General features: G+C 32.9%; 20 protein-coding genes. 9 read left to right on the top strand and 11 right to left on the bottom strand.

Going from position 1 to position 23,208, the window contains the following annotated elements:
* The first annotated feature begins 6 nt into the window (after positions 1-6).
* The 4 genes from lptE (at position 7) to infA (ending at position 2,595) form a co-directional block, all read left to right on the top strand.
* Positions 7-501, top strand: a complete 495-nt coding sequence (gene lptE / locus J3T98_RS07680; protein ID WP_065562599.1) for an LPS assembly lipoprotein LptE — start codon at positions 7-9, stop codon at positions 499-501.
* 2 nt (positions 502-503) lie between these two features.
* Positions 504-1,508, top strand: a complete 1,005-nt coding sequence (gene holA / locus J3T98_RS07675) for a DNA polymerase III subunit delta (RefSeq protein WP_267337390.1) — start codon at positions 504-506, stop codon at positions 1,506-1,508.
* Positions 1,502-2,158, top strand: coding sequence for a nicotinate-nucleotide adenylyltransferase (gene nadD, locus J3T98_RS07670; RefSeq protein WP_267362544.1), 657 nt, complete (start codon positions 1,502-1,504; stop codon positions 2,156-2,158). The genes holA and nadD overlap by 7 nt, the downstream gene beginning before the upstream one ends.
* Positions 2,159-2,376: 218 nt before the next feature.
* On the top strand, positions 2,377-2,595 hold the full coding sequence (gene infA / locus J3T98_RS07665; RefSeq protein ID WP_025315083.1) for a translation initiation factor IF-1: 219 nt from the start codon (positions 2,377-2,379) through the stop codon (positions 2,593-2,595).
* A gap of 121 nt (positions 2,596-2,716) precedes the next feature.
* On the opposite strand, the gene J3T98_RS07660 is transcribed toward infA, so the two are convergent.
* Together J3T98_RS07660 and J3T98_RS07655 are read right to left on the bottom strand one after the other, a co-directional pair.
* Positions 2,717-4,180, bottom strand: coding sequence for an amino acid permease (locus J3T98_RS07660; protein WP_255561404.1), 1,464 nt, complete (start codon positions 4,178-4,180; stop codon positions 2,717-2,719).
* A gap of 177 nt (positions 4,181-4,357) precedes the next feature.
* Positions 4,358-4,624 carry a YkgJ family cysteine cluster protein gene (locus tag J3T98_RS07655; protein ID WP_267362543.1) on the bottom strand — a complete coding sequence of 89 codons (267 nt, stop codon included), beginning with the start codon at positions 4,622-4,624 and terminating at the stop codon, positions 4,358-4,360.
* Positions 4,625-4,727: 103 nt separating this feature from the next.
* Here J3T98_RS07655 and yeiP point away from each other — a divergent pair, with 103 nt between their 5' ends.
* The 4 genes from yeiP to J3T98_RS07635 all read left to right on the top strand — a co-directional run bounded on the left by yeiP (position 4,728) and on the right by J3T98_RS07635 (position 8,509).
* Complete coding sequence (gene yeiP / locus J3T98_RS07650) at positions 4,728-5,300, top strand: elongation factor P-like protein YeiP (RefSeq protein WP_065562605.1); 573 nt, start codon at positions 4,728-4,730, stop codon at positions 5,298-5,300.
* A gap of 14 nt (positions 5,301-5,314) precedes the next feature.
* The gene (gene ttcA / locus J3T98_RS07645; RefSeq protein WP_267331651.1) at positions 5,315-6,211 is read left to right on the top strand and encodes a tRNA 2-thiocytidine(32) synthetase TtcA; all 897 of its coding nucleotides are present in this window, start codon (positions 5,315-5,317) and stop codon (positions 6,209-6,211) included.
* A 230-nt stretch (positions 6,212-6,441) separates the two neighbouring features.
* Positions 6,442-7,269 carry an MBL fold metallo-hydrolase gene (locus J3T98_RS07640; RefSeq protein WP_267362542.1) on the top strand — a complete coding sequence of 276 codons (828 nt, stop codon included), beginning with the start codon at positions 6,442-6,444 and terminating at the stop codon, positions 7,267-7,269.
* Between the two features lie 13 nt (positions 7,270-7,282).
* Positions 7,283-8,509 (top strand): MFS transporter, encoded by a 1,227-nt coding sequence (locus J3T98_RS07635; RefSeq protein WP_267362541.1) that lies wholly within the window; start codon positions 7,283-7,285, stop codon positions 8,507-8,509.
* Positions 8,510-8,540: 31 nt separating this feature from the next.
* Here J3T98_RS07635 and J3T98_RS07630 read toward each other — a convergent pair whose 3' ends face one another.
* From J3T98_RS07630 to rplM, 8 genes are all read right to left on the bottom strand, one after another.
* On the bottom strand, positions 8,541-10,709 hold the full coding sequence (locus J3T98_RS07630; protein ID WP_267362539.1) for an extracellular solute-binding protein: 2,169 nt from the start codon (positions 10,707-10,709) through the stop codon (positions 8,541-8,543).
* A 75-nt stretch (positions 10,710-10,784) separates the two neighbouring features.
* The gene (glnE, locus tag J3T98_RS07625; RefSeq protein ID WP_267362537.1) at positions 10,785-13,625 is read right to left on the bottom strand and encodes a bifunctional [glutamate--ammonia ligase]-adenylyl-L-tyrosine phosphorylase/[glutamate--ammonia-ligase] adenylyltransferase; all 2,841 of its coding nucleotides are present in this window, start codon (positions 13,623-13,625) and stop codon (positions 10,785-10,787) included.
* A gap of 253 nt (positions 13,626-13,878) precedes the next feature.
* The gene (locus J3T98_RS07620) at positions 13,879-16,335 is read right to left on the bottom strand and encodes an autotransporter outer membrane beta-barrel domain-containing protein (RefSeq protein WP_267362536.1); all 2,457 of its coding nucleotides are present in this window, start codon (positions 16,333-16,335) and stop codon (positions 13,879-13,881) included.
* Positions 16,336-17,710: 1,375 nt separating this feature from the next.
* Positions 17,711-18,628, bottom strand: a complete 918-nt coding sequence (locus J3T98_RS07615; protein WP_267362535.1) for an inorganic triphosphatase — start codon at positions 18,626-18,628, stop codon at positions 17,711-17,713.
* Positions 18,629-18,999: 371 nt separating this feature from the next.
* The gene (locus tag J3T98_RS07610; protein WP_267362534.1) at positions 19,000-19,404 is read right to left on the bottom strand and encodes a ClpXP protease specificity-enhancing factor; all 405 of its coding nucleotides are present in this window, start codon (positions 19,402-19,404) and stop codon (positions 19,000-19,002) included.
* Positions 19,405-19,452: 48 nt separating this feature from the next.
* A complete protein-coding gene (locus J3T98_RS07605; protein ID WP_065562614.1) occupies positions 19,453-20,085 on the bottom strand; it encodes a glutathione S-transferase N-terminal domain-containing protein in 633 nt (210 codons plus the stop codon).
* 301 nt (positions 20,086-20,386) lie between these two features.
* The gene (gene rpsI, locus J3T98_RS07600) at positions 20,387-20,779 is read right to left on the bottom strand and encodes a 30S ribosomal protein S9 (protein WP_065561853.1); all 393 of its coding nucleotides are present in this window, start codon (positions 20,777-20,779) and stop codon (positions 20,387-20,389) included.
* Positions 20,780-20,790: 11 nt separating this feature from the next.
* Positions 20,791-21,219, bottom strand: a complete 429-nt coding sequence (rplM, locus tag J3T98_RS07595; RefSeq protein WP_034901369.1) for a 50S ribosomal protein L13 — start codon at positions 21,217-21,219, stop codon at positions 20,791-20,793.
* A 275-nt stretch (positions 21,220-21,494) separates the two neighbouring features.
* On the opposite strand from rplM, the gene J3T98_RS07590 reads away from it, so the two are divergent.
* On the top strand, positions 21,495-22,115 hold the full coding sequence (locus tag J3T98_RS07590; protein WP_065733865.1) for a YrbL family protein: 621 nt from the start codon (positions 21,495-21,497) through the stop codon (positions 22,113-22,115).
* On the opposite strand, the gene pmrB is transcribed toward J3T98_RS07590, so the two are convergent.
* Positions 22,087-23,184: a two-component system sensor histidine kinase PmrB gene (pmrB, locus tag J3T98_RS07585; protein ID WP_065733864.1), complete on the bottom strand. Its 1,098-nt coding sequence runs from the start codon at positions 23,182-23,184 to the stop codon at positions 22,087-22,089. The two genes, J3T98_RS07590 and pmrB, sit on opposite strands and share 29 nt — an antisense overlap.
* Positions 23,185-23,208: the final 24 nt, after the last annotated feature.

The following is a 23,208-nucleotide window of genomic DNA, read 5'->3' as shown; positions in this document are numbered from 1 at the left end:
ATACCAATGAAAAAATATTTAGCTTTACTGATGTTATTGGCGATATCGCTAACGGGATGTGGATTTCATTTGCAGTATGAAACTGAAGTCCCTGCTCGATTTAAAACGCTTTCATATGTTAGTGGTGATCCTTATGGTCGTTTATCGAGAAATATTAAAGAGTTGCTACGCGATAATAAAGTAACTTTGGCTAATATTAATGATCCGGCCAATTACCCATCACTCAGAATAGTGGGTGATTCATTGAGTAAAAGCACCATATCCATTTATCAAGATGGTAAAGCAGCAGAATATCAATTAGTACTAACGATTCAAGCTCAAGTAGTAATTGCGGGTGAACAAATTCATCCAATTAATGTTCGTGTTTTCCGTACGTTCTTTGATAATCCAGCCGCAGCTCTTGCGAAAACAGTCGAGCAAAATCTAATTGAAGACGAAATGTATAAGCAGGCTGCAAAACAGATCATCCGTAAATTAAAATCGGTTGATACACCTAATTAACGATGAAAAAAATTAGTGCAGAAAAAATCATCCATCAGTTAGGATCACCCTATTATTTAATTTTAGGTAGTGATCCTTACTTGCAACATTATGCGCAAACTGAGTTACGTAAAGCTTTTAAACAAGCTGGATATGACGAGCAACTTTCTTTCACGATAAACGCTCAAACTGATTGGCCGGCAATGTATGATAGTTGTCAGGCAATGAATTTGTTTTCTAATAAAACCTTGCTCTGTTTAGAAATTGGTGAAGGTGTGCTTAATGTTTCAGTTGCTACAAAATTAAATACGTTATGTGAAATGTTAACCCCTGATATCGGGTTAATAATCAGCTTAGTCAAGATTACCAAGACTCAAGAAAATTCAGCATGGTATAAAGCTTTGTCTGATAATTTAGTGGTTGTGAATTGTTCAACGCCAGAAGTAGCACAATTGCCATCATGGATAAAAACCTATTTGCAACAAATGCAAATGACAATTGAGCAACCTGGAATTGAATTGCTTAGTTATTATTATGAAGGTAATTTGTTGGCTTTAACGCAAATTATTGAGCAATTAAAATTACTTTACCCTAATCAGACAATTAATTATGAGCAAGTAGAATCAAATATTAATGATTCAGCAATATTCTCGCCTTATCATTGGGTTGATGCAATGGTTTACAATAAATCTAAGCGGGCAATGCATGTGTTACACCAGCTTAAAATGAATGATTTCGAGCCATTGATATTATTGCGTATTATTCAACGTGAGTTGATTTTGTTGATCAATTTAAAATTGGCTTTAGCAGAAAAATCCCCGCGCCAAGTTTTTGACGAATATCGAATCTGGCAAAATAAAAGAAAGATGTATAGTGCTTATTTAAGTCGATTCGATATCAAGCATCTATTTGCTCTATTGGCAACTTTAACTGAAATCGAGATTAGCTTAAAACATAATAATGATTTACCTATTTGGGATGCTCTGTTGAATTTAACTATGCAGTTTATGGGATTAGATAATTGTTAACAGCACTCTTTGGTGGCACCTTTGATCCAATCCATTATGGGCATTTGCGCCCTGCTTTAGCCTTAGCCAAAGAGGTTGGATTGAATAATATTAGTTTATTGCCAAATCGAATCCCTGCTCATAAACCACAGCCAGAAGCCACAACAGAACAACGTTTAGCTATGTTAAAATTAGCTATATCTGATTATTCGCTTTTTTCCATCGATACACGAGAATTAGAACCACAGCTAAACAATCAACCCTCTTTTACTGTTGATACGCTTAGGGCATGGCGTGAACAAAATGGTACCCTATCAGGCTTGGCTTTTATTATAGGGCAAGACTCTTTGCTTAATTTACCCACTTGGAAAGAGTGGCAAAAGTTGCTCGATTATTGTCATTTGCTTATTTGTAAAAGGCCAGATTATCCCCAAACCACCGATGATAGCAATTTGCAAGCATGGATTAATCAACATCAAACAAAAGATAGCCAAGCGTTACATCATTATCCAAATGGTTATATCTATTTTGCTAATACACCACTTGAATCGATTTCAGCGACAGAAATAAGGCTAAATATCGATAATCAACAATGCTGTGAAAAGTTGTTACCGAGCAAAGTTTGGCACTACATACATGAACATGGAATTTATAATTCAAAGAAATGTTAGAAATGACTTTACATCTGTGAGTTTTTTCGGCATTATTTTGCCGCTATATTTAGATAATCTGATTATAGCTGTTCTGTGTCTATACTCATATTCAATGAATTTGCACACACCAAAAATTGGTGATTTAGTTGATAAATTCGCTTTTCTAATTAAACATAAAGAAAATCGGAATATTGATTTGAGTATATTTAATTTGTATTTAATTTTAAGAGGCCCCAATGGCAAAAGAAGATAACATTGAAATGCAAGGTACTATTCTTGATACTCTTCCGAATACGATGTTCCGAGTTGAACTTGAAAACGGTCATGTTGTTACTGCACATATTTCTGGAAAGATGAGAAAGAACTATATTCGTATTCTTACTGGCGATAAAGTAACTGTTGAAATGACACCTTACGATCTTTCAAAAGCACGTATCATATTCCGTAGCCGCTAATATCGTTATCGCACTTGTTGTTTTTGTATTATTAACCAGTTTATTGGTTATTTTCTCTTTCTTAATACAATTCCGTCGACAGATGTCGACGGAAGTGCAATCTAATCTAGATGTGACTTGTTTAGTCCATTTGAGAAAAATCCATCTGATCGTATTTTATCCATTTTGTCTTTTTAACAATCTTATAACCAAAATAAATTGAAAGAAATAATGGGATACCTATATAAGTTGCAATAACGCCATTCCAATCAATGGTATCTTGTAAAAATGCTTCATAATTTTGACCGAGTGTAATAATCAAACAAAGCACAAAAGCAAAAATAGGACCAAATGGGAAACAACTTGATCGGTAAGGTAATTTATTGAGATCTCGTCCTTGTGAGACGTAGCCTTTTCTAAAACGATAGTGGCTAATTGCAATACCAAGCCATGCAATAAATCCTGTCATACCTGACATATTTAGTAGCCATAAATAAACCACTTGATCTTTGTATAACGACGTTAAGAAACAGAGCATAGCCACTAATGTAGTTGCAAATAAAGCCATATCAGGCACGCCTGTTGAAGATAATCGACTGAAAATCTTAGGTGCTTTACCTTCTTTTGCTAATGCATATAACATACGTGTTGAAGCATATAAGCCAGAGTTACCTGCAGAAAGAACCGATGTTAAAATTACCGCATTCATGATAGCCGCTGCGGATAAAAGTCCTGCATGTTGGAAAACTAAGGTAAATGGACTAACGCTGATATCCGTTTCATCATTACGAAGTAAGTTAGGATCAGTGTATGGAATAATTAAACTAATTACTAAGATGGCAAAGATATAAAATAGCAGTATTCGCCAAAAAACTTGTTTCATTGCTTTTGGTATATTTTTTTCTGGATCTTTAGATTCTCCCGCCGCAATACCAATTAGCTCAGTACCTTGGAATGAGAATCCAACAACCATTGCCACACCGATCATTGATGAGAATCCACCGACAAATGGAGCCCCCTCTATTTCCCAATTTTGCCAACCAGCATTTTCAGCACCTTTTAAAATGCCAATTATCATTAATAAGCCAACAACAATAAATAAAATAACGGTGACCACTTTGATTAATGAAAACCAAAATTCTGCTTCACCAAATCCTTTTACAGAAATATAGTTTAAGCAAAAAATAATGCTTAGGAACAATAAGCTCCATAACCAACTATAGGCACCAGCATCGAACCAATAGGAAATAACTAATTGTGCTGCAACTAAGTCAACAGCAACAGTAATTGCCCAGTTATACCAATAGTTCCAACCAATGGCAAAACCAAATGCTTCATCTACATAACGTGCTCCATAAGTTGCAAAGGTTCCCGAAACGGGAAGATAAGCAGCTAGCTCTCCAAGACTAGTCATTAAAAAATAAACCATTATGCCGATAATAGCATAAGATAGTAATGCGCCTCCTGGACCTGCTTGTGCAACTGTTGCACCAGAAGCGACAAATAGCCCTGTACCAATTGAGCCACCAATAGCAATCATTGCTAAATGGCGAGCTTTCAAATCACGCTTTAATTTTTTCGTCATATCAATTTTCTTCTTGTTAATTAAATTTACTAATTATTTTAACTACACCTAATATGATGTAGCTTAGTAACTGATTTAAGCTAATTTATTTAAATATTTATCATTAGCTAATTAAAGTGCGTGAAGTGTATCAAAAAAATTTATGTGCGAGATAAATAATTCTAATAATACAGCCGATATGTTAAATATTAGCAATACTTAGTTGCTTGTAAGCTGTTCTAATTGCGTTAAATAATCTAATGCCTGGCTACGATTTATTCCACACATTTCATAACATGGCGTTAGGTGACTACAAACTTTTGGTCTAGTTGATTTGCCAAATAATTTGCATAATAAATTTTCATCCAAATGGATACATGCAACACCTGCTGGTTTTCCCTTAGGCATACCAGGCATAGCAGATGAGATCGACGGTGCAATACAACATGCCCCACAGTTTCTTCGACATTGGAATGATTCAGTCATGAGATTAGATGAGATTGTTTTATAAATTTTATTGGTGACAATAGCAAGTTAAGGGTAAAATAGCGAGCTAATTTTTAACTCTATTTAATATGAAGAATCTATTATGGCTAAAGCTAATGAAATTAAACGTGGTGATGCTGTCACCTATAACGGAAAGTTGTTACTTGTAAAAGAAATTGATGTACAAAGCCCTAGTGCTCGTGGCGCAAGTACACTTTATAAAATGCGTTTTACCGATGTTAAATCTGGAGGTAAAGTTGAAGAACGTTTTAAGGGTGATGATGTTTTAGACACTATCGAACTATTTCGACGTCCTGTAAGCTTTTCTTATATTGATGGGGATGAATATGTATTCATGGATAATGAAGACTATACTCCGTTTATTTTTAAGAAAGATCAAATTGAAGAAGAACTTCTTTTCATCCCAGAAGGCGGTATGGATGGAATTCAAGTTTTGATGGCTGAAAATGAAGTTGTCGCTCTAGAATTACCACAAACAGTTGAACTTGAAATTATTGAAACCTCGCCAAGTATAAAAGGTGCTTCGGCAAGCGCACGTACTAAACCTGCAACATTGTCTACTGGCCTTGTTATTCAAGTACCTGAATATATTGATAACCACGAAAAAGTTAAAATTCATATTGCTGAACGCCGATATATGAGCCGAGCGGAATAATCTATTAAATCGTAATGAATACATACAATCAAAATAAATTACATAAACGATTGCGTCGCCTAACAGGCGAAGCAATCGCTGATTTCAATATGATTGAAGAAGGCGATCGTATAATGGTCTGTCTATCTGGCGGTAAAGATAGTTATACATTGCTAGACATTTTAATTAATTTAAAAATCAGTGCACCAGTGCAATTTGAATTAGTTGCAGTCAATTTAGATCAAAAGCAGCCAGGATTTCCTGAACATGTTTTACCTGAGTACCTCGAATCTTTAGGTATTGAGTATAAAATTGTTCAAGAAAATACTTATGGTATTGTTAAAGAAAAGATCCCTGAAGGCAAGACCACGTGTTCACTCTGTTCTAGGCTTCGACGAGGTATTTTATATCGCACAGCAACTGAGCTCGGTGCGACAAAAATTGCGCTTGGCCATCATCGTGATGATATTTTAGAAACATTATTTTTAAATATGTTTTATGGCGGAAAACTTAAAGCGATGCCTCCAAAATTAATGAATGATTCAGGTGAACATATTATTATTCGACCACTTGCGTACTGCAAAGAAAAGGATATTGCAAAATATGCTGAAATTAAGCAATTCCCTATCATTCCATGTAATCTTTGTGGTTCACAACCTAATTTACAACGTCAAGTGATCAAAGAGATGTTAAATGATTGGGATAAGAAGTTTCCTGGTCGTATAGAAACCATGTTCAGAGCCACGCAGAATATTACCCTTTCTCATTTATGTGATACCAATTTATATGATTTCAAAGGTATTAAGAAAGGTGATATTGATGTTAATGGTGGTGATTTGGCATTTGATCATGAAGAGTTACCAGCTATGGTCGGATTTGATACATCGGAACTAGATGATAAAAATCTGATTCTTTGGAAAGAAGCCAACTAAAAAAACCTTCAATTTAATTTCTTTTTTTTATCGGCGATAATCTATATCGTCGGTAATCCTTTCTGATATTAAAACAATAATCGATTGTATATAAACTTTGATCTAGCTCACGAATTAACAAAAAAAATTCCATTTTTATTGTGGTTACGATGACATTAAAATAAAATTGAAACGTTCCAATTTTCATAAAATAATGATGTATGAAAAATAAATAAACACAGGAGAACAATGTGAAAATACATTTTTTGGGTACTGCTGCATCAGAAGGTATCCCAAATCCTTTTTGTAAATGTCAGATTTGTGAAAAATCTCGTATTCAAAAAGGTAAAAATATAAGAACTCGAAGTTCGATTCTTATTGATGATATTGTGCAAATCGATTTTGCTCCAGAATTTAGCTATCAAGCAATGAGAGAAAACATTGATGTTACTAAAATAAAGGACTTATTATTTACTCATACTCATCCTGACCATTTCAATGTGGGCGATCTATTTAGTCGTATGGTGGATTATGGTTTTAATATTGACCACCCTCTTTACGTTTATGGAAACGATATTGCCATAAATGGCTGTTTGAATGTGGTACCTGGCTATAGTCCTGAACGTTTTGTATTTAATTTATTAATTCCATTTCAAACTGTTGTAACCTCAGCTGGTTATACCGTTACGGCTTTGTTAGCTAATCATGCTAAATGGGAATTTTGCTTTATTTACTTGATTGAGAAAGATGGAAAAACGTTTCTACACGGACATGACTCTGGCTATTTTCCTGAACTCACTTGGCAATGGTTAAAAGATAGTGGCAAAAAAATTGATATGGCTATTTTTGAGTGTACTTACGGATATAAACAAAATGATAAGACCAATAATCATATGAGTATTGAAACTATTATCGCTACTCAAAAACGCATGTTGGATGATGGTATTTTTAGTTCAAACACTCAACTTATCACGTCTCACCACTCTCATAGCAGTGGTTTTATGCATAATGAGTTAGTTGAAATATTTAAACCTTACAATATTGAAGTAGCCTATGATGGCTTGACGAAGACGATTTAATACGGAGCTTTATATGTTTAAAATACCACGTTTATTGGTAATGATGTTTTTACAATATTTTGTGCAAGGTGCATGGAATATGGTTATTGGGGCAGTACTTGCTGCTTATGGATTAAAAGAAATTGTTGGTTCGACTTATTCAGTTTTAGGAATCGCAACTATTATCTCTCCACTTTTCATTGGAATGATCGCTGATAGGTTCATTGCATCACAAAAAGTGATGGGCATATTACATATTCTTAATGCAGTTGTTTTATTTATCATTCCTAATTTTGTTGAAAGTGGCAATATTGCTGGCTTTTTAATCATGATTTTTATCGTTGGTTTATTATTTTATCCAACAACAGCATTAGCTAATAGCGTTAGTTTTAGGCATATAGATGGTGTGCGCTGGTTCCCAATTATTCGTGTATTTGGCACCATTGGTTTTATGATTGTAGGATTAATTCTTGGTTATACTGGTTTTTCAAGCTCCATTAACTCATTTTTACTTGCCTCTGGTGCATCTGTGGTTTATGGGATTTATTGTTTTACTTTACCTAACACACCACCTACAAGTCGAAATAAGAAATTCTCAATCCGTGATGCAATGTGTTTAGATGCATTATCACTTTTCAAAGATAAGTATTTCACTATTTTTATGCTGTCTACTTTTGTACTAATGATAACTAAAACTGCATATAGTGCTTATTTACCAGTATATTTACCTGTATTAGGTTTAGAGCCTGCTTCAATGATGCAAATTGCCATCGCTACAGAAGTGTTATTTATGTTCCTTCTATCTTTCTTATTAGGTCGTTTTGGTTTCAAGAAAATCATTTTATTCGGCGCAATTTGTTGGGTAATTCGTAGCATGATGTTATCACTGGCCGCAACATCAGAAGGTAATATGTTCTTCTATATTATTGGTACGCTATTGTTACAAGGTATTTGTTGGGACTTCTTCTTTACTGCTGGTGATATCTATGTTGATAAGAAAGCAGGTCCAGAAATTAAAGCGCAAGCTCAAGGGTTACGTTTTATTGTTTCTAATGGCTTTGGTGTATTTATGGCTGCATCAGTATGTGGCTTTATCAATAACCGCGTTGTTACAGAGAAGACATTACCTAATGCTGGTCCACAATGGCAAGAGTTCTGGATCTATCCTGCGGTAGTTGCTGCAATTGTTGCTGTAGGTTTCTGGTATTTCTTTAAAGATAAAGATGTCATCATGACACCTAAAAAAGTAGAATCAGATTAATTTCTTCCTCTTACTTTAATATGGCTAATAATTATTTATTAGCCATACTTTTTTCTATCTCACTATTAATCATCTCAATGGCTTGCTTTGAACTATGTTGATTATTTATCCACTGAGCAAGATACTTTCCAATAATATTTTCAATCAATCTTAAGTTTATTGCATTACCTGTCATACTATTTTCTCGAATGCCATTGGCATATTGTTGTTGCGCCACTGGTAACCATGGATAACTATTTATAATTCGATGATTCTGAAAAATAGTGTTTTGTGCGGTTGCTCCACCAAGTAATGCTATTTGTTCGCTAATTTCGTTGGAGTAAAGCCAATTAAAAAAGGTTTTTATTTGTTCATTTTTTTGGCTGTATTTTGACATACCAAGGGAGCCTCCACCAAATAGTGATTCTTTTCCCGGTACTTTAGCGTATCCAACCAAAGGCAATATATTACGATGATTAATATAGCCAAATAAATTCATATAAACAATTAACATAGCTAGCTTGCCTTGTTCAAATAAATTTACTGATTCTTGCCACCAAGCTGAATGTATATTTTGGGCAACGCTAATGTATGATTGCAAATGATTTAAAGTAGTTATAGCAATTGTGGTATTTAAACCAAATTTATTGCCATTAATTAGTTTTCCTCCTAGAGAATAATAGCGAACTAAAAATTCAGATGCGATAAGTTCATAATTACCGAGCGTAATACAACTACCGAACTCTACTGGCGATTCCGTATTTTGCTGTTGATTAAAAAAGGTCGCAATTTGATCGAACTCTTTGAAGTTTTTAGGGACATTAAGATGTTGTCGATATGCTTCAAAATAAGCACGCTTAATTAATGGATCAGTAAATAAGTCTTTGCGATAAAAGAGCATTTGAACACTAGGATCAAAAGGAATAGCATAAGCAGAATTATCTACATAGCTAAAGCGTTCTACAATTTCTTGTGGATATTTTGCAAACAGTTGATTCAAGTTAATATCTAATTCTGATAAAGGTTTGAATATCGATGGTGCAAACCAAGGTAATCCAGCCATATCAATTCGTATAATATCAATTCGCTGATGTTGTTCAAATTGATTAAGAATATGATATATTTCGTCGAAAGGTTTTATAATTAAATTTACATCAATACCGCTCGTCTTTTTGAAATGTGGTAATAGTTTTTTTACCGCCTGCGTTGATGGGCTGGGTAAGATTAAAAAGTTAATAGTTTCTGAAGATTTAGTTATGTTTGCTAAATTCAAATCAGGCAATAATGAAAAACCTTTATTATCAAGATTGGTTGTGTTTTTGCCTTCTACTAGTTTGATAATTTGTTTACTTAATATGCCATAGTTCATATGGTATTGATAAATGTTATCTTCATAAAAAAAACTGTTATTGGTTAATGTATAAATGGGTGGGCAAGATTTTAAACTTCCAAAATAATTAGCATTACGAATAAAATGTGCTCGTTCCATATCCATGGTAATTAGCGCATCATAATTAACCAGTTCATCTTCAAAAAAACTAAAAGCTAAATTGTAGGTACCATTAGAAGGTTTAGATGCAATACTATTCAATGTCACATCATAATGATGCTTTTTGAACGTGTTTAGTAAACCTTTTTTGAAGTTTTTAGTATGAGTGTGATGCTCTGAATGACTAAATAAGCCAATTCTTCGATACGTTTTTTTGATTAATTCATTAGCAATATCCCGTCCAGCTTTCTCATAATCAAGAGATATGAATTGCAATGCTGAGATAGGTTTTCGATAGACAAAGATAATTTTTTCTTTTGGTAATTTAATTTTTTGGTAATAGGAGTTAGCATCTGATAATGAACTAACAACGATAACAGCATGATCCCGTTTTACAGCTACCTTTTGGATTAATTGTAATTCCAGTTCTATAGAGTCATAAGTTAAATAAAGCGAAAGCTCATAACCAAGTCGGTTGGCTTGACTAAACAAGCCATCATATAAATTAGTATATTGTTCGGAAGTGATATTTGGTAGTATAACCGAAATAGACTTATTTGAACCTTCTTTTAAAATTTTGGCAGATAAATTGATTTGATAACCTAGTTGTTGAATCGCTTGTTCAACTAATTTGATTTTTTTTAAACTGACATTACCACGATCATTGAGTACATTTGAGACAGTACCATGAGATACACCAGCAAGTTTTGCTATGTCTTTGATCGTCGCCATTAGGTATTACACTCCATAAATTTTTACTTCAATCAAATCAACTTTATTAAACAATCACAAGTATATTTGAACTAATTAGTCTTTAAGCCATTTTAGCCAGCTTTGATTCACGATCTCTTTTTCTGATTTGAAACATGAGTCATCAACAATGCTCGGTAAGAGTTGCAAGGATAATTGATGGATTTCATTTCGCATATCAATATAAGCTTTAGTGAGTTGCTGGGCTTCAAGGTTGTCCATAATTTGATAGTTAGCTGCAAGCTCTAAGATCCGTACGTTGTCACTCCATTTGGTCATTTTAGGATATTGATGTGCATAGTTTAGCACTAGATATTGAGATAAGAATTCAATGTCACCAATACCACCTGCATCTATTTTTAAATTAAATTGATGTGGCGCTGTTGTGCCTAAATGTGCCCGCATCTTTTCACGCATCTCTCGAACTTCGGTTTTTAATTCTCTTCCTTCACGGTTTTTACATAAAACAGTATGCCTAATTTCGTTAAAGCGTTTAATAAGTTCAATCTCACCATAAACGGCTCTTGCTCTAACTAATGCTTGATGTTCCCAAGTCCATGCCTCATTCATTTGGTAGTCATAAAATGCACTTAAACTACAAGCTAATAGTCCTGCATCCCCTTGCGGACGTAAGCGAACATCAACTTCATAAAGAATACCAAAGCTAGTACGTACATTGAATAAATGAATTATTCGTTGTACCAGTCGTAAATAAAACTGGCGGCTATCAATTTGTTTATCACCATCCGTTATACTATCAACAGGGCAGTCATGAAGAAATACGAGATCTAAATCTGAACCATATCCTAATTCCCAACCACCTAATTTTCCATAAGCAATAATAACTAACCCTTTTTGATTATCGGTTAAATGTGCTGGCTTTCCATAACGAGCAATCATCTGATTCCACGCCATTTGAACAACAAAATCGAGAAGCGATTCTGCAACATAGGTTAAATGATCACTTACTTTCATAGTATTTAATACATGTTCAACATCAGCAGCAGCTATATGTAGGAGTTGCATTTGTTTAAATTGTCTTAATGCCTCAAGTTGTTGTTCTTCATCATCAACCTGAATTCGAAGTAAGTATTGATAAAGTTCACTTTTATATTCATTAGGGGCAACAGTTTGATAAAGTGAGTGAATATCAATAAGCTCATCTAATAAGATTGGATAATGTGCAAGTTGCTCACTAATCATTGGTGAGGCACTACATAATCGAATTAGTTGTTTTAATGCCGTTGGGTATTCGAGCAGTAACTCTAAATAAGTTGTTCGGCTAACAATATTGACTAGTAACGGTAAAATTCGTGATAGTATTATTAATGCATGCTTATCATTACAAATTAATTCTAATAATTTTGGCATTAGCTGATCGAGTATTTCACGCCCTCTAACACCAATGGTCCGTTTACTGATATCATCACGAAATTGACAAAGCATTTGATAAAGCTGTTTGGCATCATCAGGTGAATAGTTCAATAGTACTGAAGTAACATCACTTAATTGTAAATCAGGCACCCAAAGGTCATTATAGTGATCGTTGTTCGTATTTTGTGTTGATTCAGTTGATTCATCACCAATAAGTTGATTAAATATTTGCCGAGTAAATTGCATTCTTTTAGTAAGTTCAGATACAAATTCATTCCAGCTTCTAAAATTCATGCCTATTGCTATACGTATTTGGTCTAATTCATCTTCTGGTAGTGTTTGTGTTTGTTCATCATGTATAGCCTGTAATAGGTTCTCACAACGACGTAGGAAGAAGTAATTTTCACGTAGAGCATCTACTTCATTAGCATTAAGTAGGGATTCTTGTTCTATCACTTGTAAAGCAGTCAATAAGGAACGTGTTTGTAGGCCAATCACACGTCCACCACGTATAAGTTGAAATACTTGTACGATGAATTCTATTTCTCGAATACCACCTGCACCAAGTTTAATATTGTTGGTTAGACCTCGACGACGAACTTCACGTTCAATCATGCCTTTCATGTTTCGCAATGATTGTAAGACACTAAAATCAATATAACGGCGGTATACAAATGGTTTTAACATTTGGTAAAGCTCTTTAGTGTATAAATCTTGTTGATCACCGAGTATTTTCGCTTTTACCATGGCGTAACGTTCCCAGTCTCTTCCTTGCTCTTGGTAGTAGTCTTCCATCGCTGAAAAACTTAAAACAAGTGGACCGCCATCACCTAGAGGACGTAAACGCATGTCAACTCGGTAGACAAAACCATCTTCAGTAATTTGATCTAAAGCTTTTATTAAACGCTGCCCTAAACGTGTGAAAAAGACCGCGTTATCTAATTCGCGACGACCACCTTGTGTTTGCCCATGTTCAGGATAAGTAAAAATAAGGTCAATATCAGATGAAAAGTTAAGTTCTCCTCCACCTAGTTTCCCCATGCCTAGGATAAGTAAAGGTTGCGCCTCTCCTTGCATATTACAAGGGGTTCCCCACTCTTTACAACTAAGATCATAAAGCCAATCTCGTGCAGTGACAATAATCACCTCAGCTAGCTCAGTAAGTTGTAATAAAATTTGTTCATCGCTACTTGTTTGCGTTAATTGTAACCATTCAAGCCTTACTAAAATATAGCGCCTAAATAATCTCAAAACTTTCATTAATGCCAATTCATCAAATGTCGATGCTAACTTTTCATTTAACCATTGTTGATAATAACTTCTTTCATCAGCTTGAGGAGGATTATTAATAATGTCTGTCAACCAATCTGGAAACCGATAAAAAGCATCAACAATAAAATCACTTTGTACCAAAATATCAAGATTATTTTGTACCGCAATTGAATCACATTGTGATAATTGCGATGTAATTTTCTGTTTTTGCTCTGCAATTAATGGTGAAACTAGCGATATAGGCTGAGACATAATAAGCACTCACTTAAACTTGTTGATAAAATCACCTAATTAACTATTATAAATGACTTTTTAACTTCACATATCTTTTTATTAAACAAATTGTAAAAAAGAATATTGATATCATTTCAATAGTTGATTAGCTGATAATTAATGAAACGATTTGAAAGACGAGTTGAGACTTGTTTATTGAATAAAGTGACTACGCAGGGTAGTCACTTTAAGTTAATGTCTATTTTTTAAATTAATAGATAGTCTCTAATTATTAGAAACTATAACGGTAACCTAAGTTAACTTGTTTTTGGTCAAATTTATTACCGAATGAATAAACAACATCTGTATAGATATGGTGTTGTTTGTTAAACTGTACATCTACACCAATACCGTTATCCCACCAATTGCCACCGAAATCATATTTTTCTTTTGCAACATGGTTAAAGACATAAGATGTTTCACCATCAAACTCTTTCACATAACCAGTTTTTAGGTATACATCAACTATATTATCATCTTGGGTAAAGCTGTTGCCTAGGACAATACTTGCTCTACCAAGTAATGAATTATAACTGTCCAATTTAGTTCTTAATCCATTGGTCGCATTGATGACTGCACTTCCTTGATGAGAATAAGTTAATTGAGCTTGAGGTTCAAAATACCAACCTTGATTTGGTAATGAATTGAAATAGAATCGTTGACCTAGTTCAGTCCCTATTGAAAAACCATTAGTATTACCATCACCTTTTACGAAATAACCCCCACCGGTACGAGTATTAAATTTATTCGACATTCTCATATATTTAATTAAACCGTCGATATAAAACCCTGATTGGTTTAGGTATGTGCCGTAGAGTGCTGCATAGTAGCCTTTAGTGTTTCCATCACCTACATGATGATCTATATTTCCTCGGCTTAAACCACCCATGATACCATAATAGATATCACCATTTGTATTTTCAACTTTTCGATCCACACCAAGTTGTAAGCCATAATAATCCATATCAAAATTCGATAAACGTTTATCGTTGAATGAACTTAATTTACCACCATAAATACGACCCCAAGCATCACCATCAGATGTTTCGCCTTGACGAAGTTTACCCATTCTTTGCATTAAAGTTTGTGTTTCAATGTAACTAATCAAGTAACTGGAGTTTAGAATATTTGCCGCATTTTGAGCTGTATTGGTTAAATTAGGCTTAGTTGGATTTACTGTTTTCTTGTGAGCTGATAATACCCAATCTTCTGAACCACTATTACGTTCATCAGTGACTTTAGTTAGAGTATTAAATTGGTATGCACCAATATCAACTGATGGTGAAGTCAAATTAAAATTAGCACCACCACCTTCAGTTTCAACTAAAGTAAGTTTTTCATTACCAGTAACTGCTGCTGAACCATTGTTGTCATCTCTAATTGAGATATTGTGATTACCAGTTGCTTGTGAAGAGCCAGTAATTTTGAGTAAATCATTAGCAAAACCACTACCGATGGAAGTGCGCAATTCAAATAGCCCATTTCCAGATAATGAATTTGCCGTTAAAGTCATGTTATTTGAACCATCAAGTATCGTATTTGATGTTGCATAATCATGACCAAAACTTACTTTGGCATAATTAGTTAACGTAAGGGAATCAACAGATGAACTATTAGTCATATTCCATTGGCTTTGACTACCATCTATCTTAACATTGATAGTACCTTTATTCGCAGATGAAGATGTATTATCAATTGAAGTTAATAATGTCGAGCCATCAGTTAAATCAAGATTAATCTGTCCTGAACTGGCTGCATAAATATCACCCTTAATATTCGATTTACCATTAACAGCTATTTCACCAGCAGTCGACTGTATTGCGTTATAATTGTTATAACTAGTTGAAACAATGTTATTAACATTTGAGCCACTATTAATGAATAATTTTCCTGCTTTTTGGTCCATGTAGACAGCGGTTCCATTAGCCGTTGTTACATCTAATCCATTATTAAATTTAATAACACTGTCTGCATTTGGGTTAGCACCAGCATATTCCTGGAACGCAACACCAGTCGAATTAGTGCCACTCATATTAATCGTTACTTTTTCGTTAAAGTTTAGATTTATACCAAGTGAATCTGGTGCGTTATTCAGTAAGGATAAAATACCATAACTACCATTTCCTACTGACTGTATGTTAACTTCACCATTGAAGTTGCCTTCAGTTTTTGATGAATTTGAACCGTTATAAGCTCGAATTCCAATGAAACTGCCATTTGAGGTACCGGTCCCTATTATAGTTACCTTTTTATCAAAATCAGCTTTCCCCGTATTAGCAAAATAAATACCGGTACCATCTTTAACATTTAGGCGAATGTCACTTAAAGCATTGACTTTCCCATTTGAAAGAACATGGATATTACTTATTTTATTATAATTACCTGTTGCATTAGTTTGAATTACAAATTCATCCATTCCGGCATCAATGGTTAAAGTTTTACCATTATATCCTGATTTAATACCGTAATCTTGATTGCCTGTAATGTTGATATGAGGTGCAGCAACACCTGTTATATTTTGAATAATAATATCTTCAGTTGAAGAAACAGCTATACCACTATTAGTATGAGTCCCAATATTAGATGCATCTATAATAGTTAAAGCACTTGCAAGATTAGATGTAACCAAGCAAGTACCTAATATTAATTTGACCAAGAGATCAATTTTATTTAAATTACTTTTAAACACATAAACTCCATTTATTTGACATTTACCAACCATTATATTAGTTAATTCAAATCTTAACAAATCAAACAAAAGTTAACTTATTGTTGTAATTTATAAAATTCACCAAAAATGACAAAGTATCAAAAAAAATAGTTAATGTCTATATTGATTATTTAATGATTTAACTAAATGTTTTTTTATAATCTGAAAATAAAAAATTGTGAGCCTAAAATAAATTTCTATAAGATTTAGCTGTTTTTTAACATGAGATGGGAAGTTTTTTTATTTGAGTTTAAAAAACATACATATGAAGTAAGTTTTAAGATGATTATGTATTGGAAGCTAATTTATTATTAGTTACTTTACCAATACATATATACCAACTTGTATTATTGTGTGATATTAATTTTATTATTTTTTGAACCAAATAACAGTTTGGTCATTATTTTAACCATTATAGAGCTTAGAATAAACACTATTCCTATAATGACCCACGTATAACACAATGAAAAATTTTTGGATAATCTATAATATACTTTTAAATATTCATACAGAGAAATTGATACCCAAAAAATTATTGCAACCAATATACAGTTGAAGATGAATATACTTATCGAACTAAATATAAGCTTTTTTAAGTTTAAAACTTCTGTTACACCGGTAAAACATTTTCTTAACAAAAAATAGCCTATCAAATTAGTAATTAACAAAAATATAGCTAAACCTATTATATTTAGAATAATATCTATGAAACTGAAATGTACACCATCAAATGAAATAAAAGAAAAAAATAGGGTGTTAAAATAACAATTATAAAGCAAAATAAATACACCAAGATGTAACCGCTGACTCTCTGATTGAGTTGATCCGTCACAGTCATGAATAAAATTTTTATTCCACAATTTAATACTAAAATAAGTCCATATTGATACAAAAATATAAATATTTATTATCTTAATAAAACAAAGAAGCTCATAAAATGGAGTATGGTAGATATATGTATCAGCAATATGATAATAAATTTCAGATTCAATCCATAAATTAATATTGTTATAAAGAAACCATCGTCCTGCAACATCCATTGATGTAATTAATATAGCAACAAGAAAAGTATTAGTAATATTTCTCGAACTGACTTGATTAATTGAGTATTTATTAAATAAGACTACGGAAAATACAAATACAACAATTGAACTTGGTATTTGGTAATAGAAGTTGATTAATACTTGCTTAGTTAAATTTTTAATAAGTTGATTACTTGTCATATTTGACAGTAAAAAATAATCATCAAATCCAGTAAAATAGACAATAATATATAAAATATTAAATAACCAATAAAATAAAACTAATAATAGTGGTAATTTAAAAAAAGTCCTTTTCAATTTCATTTTTATACCTATATTTTATTTATTTCTGAAATTAGCCTAAGTTTGAATTTTGTGTTTATCTCGCTATAAGCAAACTTTTTAATCGAGTCAATACGCTGTATCGCCATTTGCCACTGCTCAAATTCTGGCTCAATCTGAAAATTCTTATTTATTAATATTTCTTTTATTTGAATAATTAGCTGTTTATAATAAGTTAAATCATTATTTTCTAAAACATATTCTTCATTTTGTTGCCAAAAGTTTAATAGGTTTGGCAAATCCTGTTTTATTTGCGGAGAATAAACGCTAGGAATAAGAGGTACATTAAGAAATAAACGATATCCTCGTGAAGCCTTACTTTGGGAAAACAAATGCAAGCTAAAACGACTTAATTCAATCGCAAAGTTGATCAAATCTTGTTTATTACCCTGTTTTATCTCGAGCTCAACTTCTTGTATTGGCTTAGATTGTCCATTTGAGGTAATGCTACCTATATCTAAAGCAACTTCTATTTCGCTATTGGCAAATGATATCAACCAAGTTTGACGTTTAAAATTAGTCGTAAAAAGTGGATTTAACTGGATTAAACCATCAGGTAATGCCTCTTTGGGCAGCACACTTAAATCTAATTTGTCATTAGGTAAAGGCCGATTAATTTCAATTCGTTCGTGTAAACCACTCACAGAATTACCCTTTGATTTCACGGTAATTTCATAACACTTATTTTGACCATCTTCAGTACTTCGAATACGCAAACCACAACCATTTTGTCTCAATAAATGATCTTCGGTATCATAATAAGTATTAGTTAATTTTAGTTGATTGGTTAAATTTTTTTGTGATGAAAATTCTGCTTCATCACAATAAACCCATTGATTTAAATAACTTTGTAAGTGTTCTATATCACTTTGATTGATTTGAAACTTTAATTCAATTTCGTTACTCATTTGTCTGTTTTCATTATTTATTTTGCCATATGATATACCGATTAGGCTAACAAATATAGGCTATCATCAACTATAATATGATTAAAGCTATAGCGACATTCAGGATGATAAATAAACAAGATAAAATAATTAATACTTTATAGGTAAAAGTGTATAGAAAAAGCAGTAGAAAAGTGGAATTATATAAATTAATTAACTAAACACTTTTTTATAAAACTTATTCTTAATTTTAAACATCACAAGATAACAATCTTGTTTAAATTGTGTGATTTAGGTTAGCTAGTTTTAGCATGGGTATTCCAATAGGTAGGAAAATATCCTATTTATTAGTTAAATTTTAAATAGGATAATAAAAAAATAATTAAGGATAGCTATTTAACAACCCTAAAAGGATTTGCAGGTTTAACATTTTCGGATTGCTTAGTTGCACTTTGTCTTAAGGCTTTGTAGTGTGGTTCATCTTCAAACCCCATCCCTACTCCGTTTTCACGAGCATAAATAGCTTCAATAGCAGCCATTGGCACAACAATATGTTGAGGAACGCCAGAAAATCTAGCATTAAATTCAATTTGATCATTATTTGCCAAATACTGCCCTACTGATTGTGGAGCAATATTGAGTACTATCTGATTATCTTTCACAAACTCTTGTGGAACTAATACCCCATTAATAGACGTATTCACCACAACATAAGGAGTTAAATCATTATCTAAAATCCAGTCATAAAATGCCCTAAATATATAAGGGCGTCGAGGAGTCATGTCATCAAGTTCCATAACGGCTACCTTGTTTAATTGCTAATCTGTCATTAGATAAAATAAATTTTAAGCTCTAATCTTTCTTTCATCTTCAGTTAAAGAATTTATAAAAGCAGGTCGTTCAAATACACGTGCCATATAAGAAAGATAGTTTTTCTCTGCAACTTTTGGCAATTCAATACCAATCAATGGTAAACGCCATAATAAAGGAGCAAAATAGCAATCACACAAAGTAAAATCATCACTCATAAAGTAATCTTTTTCTTTGAACATGACAGAAATAGAAACTAAGTCATCAAGTAAGTTTTTACGTGCCTCTTTAGCTTTACTACTATCAGGATCTTTTAAGATCGTTTCGTAGGCGCTATACCATTCTTTTTTAATGCGATACATTGTTAAGCGGGAATTAGCTCTAACAATTGGGTATACCGGCATTAATGGCGGGTGAGGAAAACGTTCATCTAAATACTCTAATGCAATATGTGTTTCATAAAGAGTTAGATCACGATCGATTAAGGTAGGGATTGAACCATACGGATTAAGATCCAATAATTCTTGAGGTAAAGTATTTGATGTAACAAACTCGATCTCAGCTGTTACCCCTTTTTCTGCCAGCACAAAACGAATCTGATGGCCGTAAATGTCAGTTGTATCACAAAATAATGTCATCACAGAACGTTTATTAACAGCAACAACCATGTTCACTCCAAATATGCGAAATTTTAATTAAGTTTTAATATGGTTACTATTCTAGCAAATTGGATAACAAATTTGTTAAAAAAAATATATTTTCTTTTTGTTTTTTCGAAGAATAATCATTTTTGTACGTTTATTAATTTCAATAAAGTAAGAGAAAGATAACAAAGATTATTATTATCTATTTGAATAAATTATAATTTAATAAAAATAAAATAAATATTACTGCAGTTAGTTTAGAATTATATAGCGATAAAAAAACCCAGCATAGGCTGGGTTTCGAAACAAATTTGTAACGTTGCAATTAACGTTTGCTGAATTGTGGACGACGACGTGCTTTGCGTAGACCCACTTTTTTACGTTCAACTTGACGTGCATCACGAGTAACAAAGCCCGCTTGACGTAATGAAGAGCGTAAAGTTTCATCATATTCCATTAATGCACGAGTAATACCGTGACGAATTGCACCCGCTTGACCTGAAATACCACCACCTTTAACTGTGATGTAAAGATCAAGTTTGTCAGTCATTTCAACTAACTCTAAAGGTTGCATAACAACCATACGAGCAGTATCACGACCAAAGTATTGCTCTAATGAACGTTTGTTAATAATGATATTTCCACTACCTGGTTTAATAAACACGCGAGCAGCAGAACTTTTGCGGCGACCTGTACCGTAATATTGATTATCAGCCATCTTCTATCCCCTTAAATATCTAATACTTGCGGTTGTTGTGCCGCATGATTGTGCTCACTACCAGCATAAACTTTTAGTTTACGGTACATTGCACGGCCAAGAGGACCTTTCGGTAACATGCCTTTTACAGCAATTTCGATGACTTGTTCAGGATGACGTTCAATCATTTCTTTAAAAGTCGCTTCTTTAAGTCCACCGATGTAACCAGTATGACGATAATAGATTTTATCAGTGCGTTTTTTGCCTGTTACAGCAACTTTTTCTGCATTGATAACGATAATATAGTCACCTGTATCAACATGTGGTGTATATTCTGCTTTGTGTTTACCACGCAAACGGCTTGCGATTTCAGTAGCTAAACGACCTAACGTTTTACCTGCTGCATCTACAACATACCAGTCGCGTTTAACTGTTTCTGGTTTAGCTGAAAAAGTACTCATTTGTATTTATCCAAATTTTAATTAATCTCACGTTAATAAATCATTTGATTTATTTACACTTTTTGATTGCAACTATTAGCTAACTAACCCCTTCGAGTCGTTATACTAATACTGACAACCGAAAACAGCGTTGGGAAAAACACTGTTGTAACGTGGGTGGCAATATTATACAGAAATATTAAAAAAGCGCTAGGATTTATGATAAAAAAAGCGTAGCGAGAAAAAACAGTAACTGCTACACTTTTAACTAATATTAAATAACACGATAAAAATTGATGGAAAACTTAATTCAACTTGCTGAAAAAGATTATATAAGTAAAGGTTTACACCGCAAATGCTATCATCATCCCGATGATCCTAATAAATGTATCAAAGTCAATTATAATGAAGGAGCAGAAGAGGAAACAAACCGTGAAATTGCCTATTATAAGCACCTTATAAATCGCAATATCTCATGGGATGTGCTAGCAAAATATTATGGTCCTGTAATGACTAATTTTGGTCAAGGTCATGTTTTTGAACTTATTCGTGACTATGATGGAAAAATTTCTATTCCATTAGAAAAATATCTGTTCGACGAACAAGCAACTAATCAAAATTATGATGCGTTAGTTGTATCACTCAAAGCATTAAAAACAGCCTTGCTGAAAGATAGAATCATTACTATGACAATCAAGAGTAAAAATATTTTATTTCAGCATTTGTCACCAGAGGAAAATCGCTTAATTATTATTGATAACATTGGTAATTCGACATTTATTCCTATCGCTAACTATGTAGGCTTTTTTGCAAAAGCCAAAATTGAACGCACATGGCAACGATTTTTATCATCACTGATTCGAGAAAATAAGCATAATTCATTAATCACTAAGTTAATTGATGATGTGAATCATTAAGTCTGACTTCGGCAATCGTACCCTTTTGGTCTTGCCGATTTCTTAATGTAAATTGGCCATGATGTAATTTAGTAATACGATTAACAATACTCAAACCGAGCCCTATTCCATCATGTTTACGATCCATTCTGAAAAAGGCTTGGGTTAACTTTTCTGTTTTTGACTCGTCAATACCGCTCCCTTCATCTTTAACGGCTATCACAATTTCTTCAGCATCTTTATAAAAACTAATAGTAATTTTACTTTCATTTGGACTATACCGATAACTGTTTTCAACCAAATTACGAATCAGTAAACGAATCAAAGTCGCATCACCATTAAAAATTATATTATTACCCGTAATTTCCCAATCAATACTTTGTTGTTTTTGTACTGTTAACTCTGTCAATTCATCAAAAAGGGGAATTTGAATATCATCTAGAAAATTAATTTTTTGATACTGGCCTAGAGTAAATTTTTGACTTGCTCGAGCAAGCATTAATAGTTGTTCTACGGTATTTACTAAACGATCTATTCGTTCAATTAACTCATGGCAATCTATTTTATCTTTACTTTCTAATAGTTCTAGATGTAATCGAATACCTGCTAAAGGTGTTCTCATCTCGTGAGCTACATCTGCTGTAAATAAACGTTCTTGAGATAGTGTATTATTAAGCCTTTCAAATAAATTATTTAATACCGTAGTAATTGACTTAATTTCACGCATATTACTGATTGGTTTTATTGGCTTAAGATTATCTTCAGTTCTTTTATTTAAATCTTTTTCAAGTATCTCAAGGGGTTTAGTAATCCATTTAATCGCCTTATAGGCCAAAAATAAAGTTACAACCATCATGGAAAATGCTGAGCAAAATAATGCAAAAATTGCTTCTAATTCTTCATGTTCAACCACTTCATCTATTTTATTTTGACTTAACGTTAAGTTAACTAAAACATCAATTTGCTCTTTACTCTCATGCCATAACCAAAATACCGTAATAATTTGGCAAATTAACATTATTGCACCCAAAGTAAAAAATAGATTCCAACGGATACTATGTCGAATATTATTCAAAGACTGTTCAATCATAAATTTGCCATTCAATTAATTTTA

This window comes from Gilliamella sp. B2772 (assembly GCF_026536985.1).
Lineage (GTDB): Bacteria > Pseudomonadota > Gammaproteobacteria > Enterobacterales > Orbaceae > Gilliamella > Gilliamella apicola_E.
This window is presented reverse-complemented; position numbering and strand designations above follow the sequence as displayed.